Source organism: Bradyrhizobium sp. BRP20 (assembly GCF_020194215.1).
Classification (GTDB): Bacteria; Pseudomonadota; Alphaproteobacteria; order Rhizobiales; family Xanthobacteraceae; genus Bradyrhizobium; species Bradyrhizobium yuanmingense.
In genome coordinates this window covers 1-6,500 of sequence record NZ_JADYVY010000046.1, presented here as the reverse complement: position 1 = coordinate 6,500, position 6,500 = coordinate 1, and the positions used below count along the sequence as shown (strand labels likewise).

The window sequence follows — 6,500 nt, the reverse complement described above, 5'->3', positions numbered from 1 at the left end:
CCCCTGTGGATCGCGCCGACGCCGGGCTCGTAACTCCGGTCGGGCTACGCCCTCCCTGCGTCACGAGCCCGGCGAAGCTCTCTCATCCTGATTGACGCTCCACTGTCACCCTGATTGCCGCGCGGCACCTGCCGAGCCGAACGACCTTGACTTCGATACGCGCAACGCTGTCAGACTTGATGTCTGTTACCTCGAAGGCTTCACCCGTGCGAATGAGCGTGATGCGATAGCCTTGCAGCAACGGCCATGGCAGCGCCTTGTGATCGAAAGTGAAGATGGGGACGCTTGTGGTTATGAGCGGGCTCAGCGAATGGCCGCGCGCATGCACCTTGTTATGCCCATCACCACAGTCTCAGGCTTCGCCATGAAGACAGCGGTCCCAGTCACAGCCCTGTCAGGCTGAGGCTCTCCGGGGAAGTTAGGCCTCCCCGGAGTCACAGGAATAACCACAACTGGCTCACCCATATTGTCGTCAATGGCTACGCTGACACGCTGCATGCCCGCGCGCCACGTTTGTGGGAATAGCATCTTCATTCTTGTGATCCTGTCGGCGGCCCTTGTGTGGACTTAACCGAATTGTCGCCAGGCCCCTGCATTCCCGTGCCGAGCTGGCCGTTGAGTTGAACGCGTGAAGCCGCTTCGGCCCGAGCCACGACGGCTTGCAGGTAAGCGGACGGCTCGACGGTGACCGTGATGTTCTGATGCATCTCAGCCTCGCCGGAGGCGCGGATGTCGAGCCGATCTATCCGACCACCAAAGACAAGTCCCGCTTGCTCTATCGGTACCTTGACCGTCTCATCCCACGGCAAGTCGCCGCCTATTAGCGTCTCCTGGCCGAACGGGACTTCGCTCCAGCTCCTTGTATCCGCCCGGGTCGGATCGTCGCAGGCAAGACCTTTGGTCGTGCGGCGAGCGGCTTCCTTCACGGTATGTTGCCAGAGGATAGCTGGTGGCACCGAGCGCTGTAGCGGCCAGGACGCCAGAACCTTGCTGGACGCTGCCTCAATGGCGGCCTCGATCTCGTCGGCGTTTGCGCGCGCGAAGCCCGGCCTTGGCTCAAGCCGTGTTATCGCGCCGGCAATGAGCTCGTGTACCAATTCGCCAAAAGCTATCGGATCAAGCTGGAGCGGCTCGCCCTCCAGGCGGATGGAGCGCCATCCCAGCGCATAGCGCCAGACGTAGCCGAGCGGGTCCCGCAGGAGCCTCTGAAGCGACGTCGTCGATTGGCTCCGGGCGAGAGCGGCTAGGATCGCGGGATGGTCGGATGCGACCAAGCCGTCGTGGCGTGCCAGCACTGCTGGCTCTGACGGACATGCTCGAGCGCTCCCGCATCGCGCGGCCGCGCCAGAAGCCGGTCTGCTTCGCTGAACGCGTGTTCGGGAATACGGTCACGCTTCTGGACCACCTCGTTCGCGGGATAGAGCGAGCTTGGCGATAGGATGCTGCCCTTTGCATTGCGCTGTGGCCGCGAGAGGATCAGGTGCTCGCGCGTTCCATCGCGGATAACCTCAAAGTGCCGGCGATCGCGATCTGCTGTCGTCAATACATGCAGCATCCGACGGTCGAGAAGATGGTGAGGGATCAAGGATCATCATTCTCGAGCCGAGGCCAGGATCGGCTCGTCAGACCAAGCAGTCGCGTGAACGGTCGCGGGCTCGCAGCGAGATGCGAAGCGGGGCTCCACACAACGCTGTTCGCCGGGTCTCGGCCGTCGCGCACCCGCATTGCCTGCAAGGAAAGCGAAACCGCGTGTGGTGGCGCGCTCCGCAGTTCCACATCGCGAGGCTCGCGCCGCTGAGTAGGAGTCGGCCGGCTTCCTGGCCGGCCTCGGGGCCGCGCGCCAGAAGCTCCAGAATCGGAAGCAGGGCACCTTCCGCAGCCATGTCGTCCGCGCGATGGGATCTCGCGGCGATGAGCGCCTCGCGCCACTGTTCGAGCGTCCTCAGGCCCGCGCCGCGCGGTATGCCGGCAAACCAGTCTTTCGGAAGGGTGCCCGCGAAGGGCCGTGGCGGCAGCGGTCTGATCAGGCGCCAAATCCTTTCCTGGCTGAGACCGGTCCTTAGAACGTCGGCCAATGCGGCACAGGCTTGCCCCTCCGGCGTGCTTGGCGCTGGTATGCCGTGCGAGAAGTGCAGGGGAAGGCCCGCGCTATTTGCATAGGCGAGAAAATGGTCGTCCCAGTCCGTCGTCGACGTCGCCGCAATGCCGATCTCCTTGGCTCTTGCCTCGCCAGAAGACAGCAGCCGATGCACCCACCGAAGCGCCTCCACCACCTCGGATTTGGGACCTGCGCTCGCCTCGGCCGAGAATGTCGCCGGCGGTGTCACTGGCTGCCGGTGGATTGTGCCCTTAAACCACGCCTGTTCCTCCGTCGGCGCCGGGATGTTCCAGGAGAGCCCCGTGAATTGCGCAATCCCGTTGAGCAGGGGGCGCCAGACGGCATTGATCTCAACGATTCCATCGAGCGTGACTGGCCGGAGCAAGGACGTGGAAAATGAAGCCCTCGCCAATGCAGCGTCGCGAAGATCGCGGGGCAGCATCCTGGAGGCGGGAAGGCGCTCTCTGATGCGCGTTTCGAGGAGACACAGATCCGCGAAGCGGCCGACATGTTGTGGCAAGGACGAAAGATCGATGTCGGCGCGCCAGACTGCGGTCAGCGACTGAAGGACAGCCCGGGGCATCCCCGGTAGGCTCGACTCGTGGCCGAGGTCTTGGAAGCCGCCCGCAGCCAGCGCCGCCTGAATGGCGGGATAAAGAACGTCGGTCGCGACGGGCGCCACAAAGCCGCCGGCAAGACGAGCAGCAAGGAATGGAAGCGTGAGGATTTCACGGCCGGTGCTTCCTTCCCGTGCCGCCACCAGCCGCTGCATCCGCATCGCGAGCGGTCCATCGACCACGAGAGTTGATCGCCGGACCATCTCCTTAGAACACTCGCACTGGCACCGGCGCATTGTATGAGCGCAGCCAATGGCCCAGTGTCAACGCCTCGTGGCGATTGAAGAACGTCTCGAAATCGAAAACATGCCGATCGCCATTGAGGTCCGCCAACAGCACCTCGCTGCGACCGAGACTGCCCCCGCTCTGCGAACCACAATAGCCGACGATAGTCGCGAACAGATCGGTCTCGCGCATCGTGCCGAACCGCTCACGGAACGGAGGCGATTCCACGCAATACCGGCACGGATTGGCAGGATCGAAATCAGCCTTGCGCCGTGTCCGATGCGGATGGCCAGTGACGAGGGCTACGATCGGCCGGCCGCCATGGCATTGTTCGACGAAGCGCCACAGGGTTGAGGTCATGGTGTTGCCAAATCCCTTGCTCAGGCTCTTGACGAGAGCCAGGCTCGGAGCAGAGCTTGCAGCTTGGGCGGCAAAGCGGCTTGCGAGAAACAGCAACTGGCCGGCGGCATAGTTTGCCTCGGCCTCGATCTTCTGGTGGCAGGCGGGCATGAGCGTCTGCTCGGTGTCGCTCAACATCATCTCATTATGCCACGGGATGATGTCGTGCCCGATCTCATGAGCCTCGTTCCAATGGTGCTTGAGGACGGGGAGATCCTGGTCGAGCAGGATCCGCTTCTGATCGGGCAAGTACAGGGCTTTGAGGCTCAGGGTCTGGACCGCTTCGCGTAGGATCGTTGGGCGGAGAAGAACCTGAAGACCTGCGACCTTCATGCGCGAGAAGGTCTCTCGCAAAAGGCTGTCGTCCGTGGTCGAGTAGTAGCCGCGGTCAAGCTTCAGCAGGTCGCGGACAATACGTAGATCGATCGGCGGCTCCGGGTCTCCAAGACCGCGCAGGACCTTGTCGACCGGTCCGTCGATGTCGGCGATCGTTCGATGTCCGAGACTGACGTTCTTCACTTGGCTCGCTTAGGATCCTGTTCGCTCAAGACGGCGACGAATGCCTCAAGAGCCGAATTCTCTTCCGGCGTCAGCTTCTGCACAGCCTCGGAGCGGGCGGCAAATCAAACGGCTTCCTGCCGCAACCCAGCATCGTTTGCCGCCGCCAGTCCGGCAAGCTGCATCAAGCGTCCGCAAAGGTCTGCGCCAGTTTGAAGACCGTTCGGGGCTCTGGGACATAATGGACGTCGTCCTCGATAACGAGTAGTTCGCTGGCGTCGAGCTCGGCGACCTCTGCCAGCCTCTCCATCGAGAAGCCGCGGCGACGGCGCATCAAGTTCACGAATTTGCCAAAGGCGATTCGCGTTTCTTCAACCGCCGCGGTCTGCTGGGCAGCAGCCGGGCGCGTATCGGACTGGATCGAACGCGAGCAAGCCGGCGCCGATGACGGCGTCGCCTTCACGACGTGCCCGAGCCATCCACCACTCTTTGCTTCGTTCAAGTTTCATCGTTCTCCTCCTTTTCGAAGAAAGCGCGAGCCTGCTCGCTGGTCATCTCAAAGTACCTTAAATTCTGGTACGACGCGTCCTGCCCCAGATCGGTCATCCCGATCTTGCGGTAGAAGTTATCGGCCTGCGGCAGCGAATGCAGCCCCAGACGTCCCTTGAAGCCCTCGTCCTCGCTGTCTGCGCGTGCGGCCGGAGCCGCACCGGGCTCTCGTGAACCGAGCCGCGTAGCGTCTCGGCCTGCGGCTTCGATCCCTCGCGCTAGAGCTTTAGTGCTCCTCGCCGGGGGCACTCGGGAAAGGGGCCCGCCCTCATGAAGATGCCGACGTCGCTATCACTGCCCCGTTCCCGGGTGCCCTTTTGACCGGTCTCGTCGCGGCACTCGGTCCCGCGTGCCGCCTTCGGCGCCGCTATGCTCACGCTCCTGCGGGTGCCATTTCTCTTTAAGGCGATGTGCCCTGGCGCACGCCTGATTAAGGCCTGCGGCCCTAAGGCAGATTGCGCAAAAGGCTGAGAGTAAGAGTGCGGCTGGTTTTTTTCCGTGACGGGTTACAAGCTGCGAGAGAGGCTCGTGGCGCCCGTCGCGGAGAACCGGGATGTCAAGCCCTGCTGTTCACGCGTGCGCCGGCCAGGACCGCGCGAACCTCTATAACGAGATCACCGACAAAATCATTGCTGAGCTTGAGGCAGGCCGCGTGCCCCGGGTCCAGCCTTGGGGCACTGCCGCGGCAAGGGCACCCTTAGCGATGCCGAAAAATGCTTCGACCGATCGATCCTACAGCGGGATCAACGTCCTTCTGCTCTGGGGAAGCACGATCGAGCATGGTTACAGCGGTCAAAGCTGGCTCACGTTCCGGCAAGCGCTGTCGCTTGGAGGCCATGTGCGTAAGGGGGAGCGTGGCACCGCGATGGTCTACTCCGACCGTTTCGTGCCGCGTGAAGAGAAGCGGCGCGCCGACGAGACCGGCGACGAAGCGCAGGCCATTCCATTTCTCAAGCGCTTTAGGGTCGTCAACACCGATATGGCGAACTAGTCGAAGTCCAACACGCCCACGACAGGCAAAAAGCGACGGCGGCGCGATGAGGTCTTGCGGCGACAGCTCGGCAAGGGCAAAAAAGATCCACAGCTTCTATCACCGTGAGGTCCGTTGGGCCGAACGCGCGTGCCTTTAATGCAGCATTTGTCTGATCGCCTGCCTTGATAGCCTGCGCGACGGTGCAGCCCGCTGTCTCGCTGCGGTATCGGCGGCCTAGCTTGCCCTCGTCTCCACCCTCGGCAGCGAAGCATGATATTCATCCACGCTGTCGAGGTCGATCATGGTCTTACCTCCCATCTTGTAGGCCCTAATCATCTCATAGGCGATCAGTTCATAAGCCTTAGTTTTTCCGAACTTGCCATAGCGGCAACCGTCCTTGAACTCCACAAGCCGGCGCCGCTTGTTGTTATCGTTGTCAACCATGGTCCCTGCCTATGCTTCGATGATCTCAGCGACAATCGGAAAAACCACTGACTAGATGGGCATTTTCACAGTGCGACCTTGGGGCTCGACGCGGGCTTACCAACAAAGGCGCTGCTTTCGTGGTAGCCGATGGGGTTGCTGCTGACTTGTTTCGACGCCATCTGAGTCTAGCCCAATTGCCCGGATGTGTTGGTTTATATCGCCTTCGGTGCCAAACAAAAGGCTCTCTGATGCCGCCCCCAATTCCCGCGCGCTGTAGCGTAAAAATAGGACGGGCCGGAAGCATTATTTGCAAGCTCGAAGCCACCGTTCCCCTGCTCAGTTGGCTCCGTTCGGTCTACAAGCGCCCTTCAAACTCATACCCTCTGCCTCGAAGTGTCGCTCGTAGACGCGGCGGTACCGCAGAGTCGACATTTTGGCGCGCGATCTAGTGACTCGGTCGTGATGCTGGTCGGTGCGGACGCTTGTTCTTCGCTCTGCCAGTCGTAATACGAAACTAGACTAGCACTACTTTGGCAGATTTGGTTTGTGCTGTGGTTTTTCACGGATTCGTCTTCTGCAGTGCGGGCATCGCTGCGATGGCGGCCGAAGAATGAGATCGACGATGGCGTGGCGTACGGCGGGCATGGTTGGTTGAGGCGGAGGCCCATTGATTCTTTTTTTTCCGTCCCGCATGTGCGAGGCGACGGTGCTGCAA

5 protein-coding genes and 2 pseudogenes are annotated in these 6,500 nt (G+C 61.8%); 1 reads left to right on the top strand and 6 read right to left on the bottom strand.

Going from position 1 to position 6,500, the window contains the following annotated elements; genetic code table 11:
- Nucleotides 1–530: 530 nt before the first annotated feature.
- The 4 genes from I6F33_RS37440 to I6F33_RS38580 form a co-directional block, all read right to left on the bottom strand.
- Nucleotides 531–1,295 (bottom strand): PD-(D/E)XK nuclease family protein, encoded by a 765-nt coding sequence (locus tag I6F33_RS37440; protein ID WP_225143860.1) that lies wholly within the window; start codon nucleotides 1,293–1,295, stop codon nucleotides 531–533.
- Nucleotides 1,296–1,622: 327 nt separating this feature from the next.
- Nucleotides 1,623–2,897, bottom strand: coding sequence for a hypothetical protein (locus I6F33_RS37435; RefSeq protein WP_225143858.1), 1,275 nt, complete (start codon nucleotides 2,895–2,897; stop codon nucleotides 1,623–1,625).
- A gap of 25 nt (nucleotides 2,898–2,922) precedes the next feature.
- Nucleotides 2,923–3,858 carry a DUF955 domain-containing protein gene (locus tag I6F33_RS37430; RefSeq protein ID WP_225143855.1) on the bottom strand — a complete coding sequence of 312 codons (936 nt, stop codon included), beginning with the start codon at nucleotides 3,856–3,858 and terminating at the stop codon, nucleotides 2,923–2,925.
- A gap of 163 nt (nucleotides 3,859–4,021) precedes the next feature.
- A complete protein-coding gene (locus tag I6F33_RS38580; RefSeq protein WP_225145760.1) occupies nucleotides 4,022–4,300 on the bottom strand; it encodes a helix-turn-helix transcriptional regulator in 279 nt (92 codons plus the stop codon).
- Between the two features lie 639 nt (nucleotides 4,301–4,939).
- Here I6F33_RS38580 and I6F33_RS37420 point away from each other — a divergent pair.
- Nucleotides 4,940–5,365, top strand: a pseudogene (locus I6F33_RS37420) (ArdC-like ssDNA-binding domain-containing protein); the annotation flags it as partial.
- Between the two features lie 228 nt (nucleotides 5,366–5,593).
- Here I6F33_RS37420 and I6F33_RS37415 read toward each other — a convergent pair.
- Nucleotides 5,594–5,803: a hypothetical protein gene (locus I6F33_RS37415; RefSeq protein ID WP_225143851.1), complete on the bottom strand. Its 210-nt coding sequence runs from the start codon at nucleotides 5,801–5,803 to the stop codon at nucleotides 5,594–5,596.
- Nucleotides 5,804–6,344: 541 nt separating this feature from the next.
- Nucleotides 6,345–6,500, bottom strand: a pseudogene (locus I6F33_RS37410) (IS701 family transposase); the annotation flags it as partial.

What these genes read in the sequence shown, in the direction of transcription:
- I6F33_RS37415 (WP_225143851.1), bottom strand. Translation starts at nt 5,803, where the DNA reads ATGGTTGACAACGATAACAACAAGCGGCGCCGGCTTGTGGAGTTCAAG.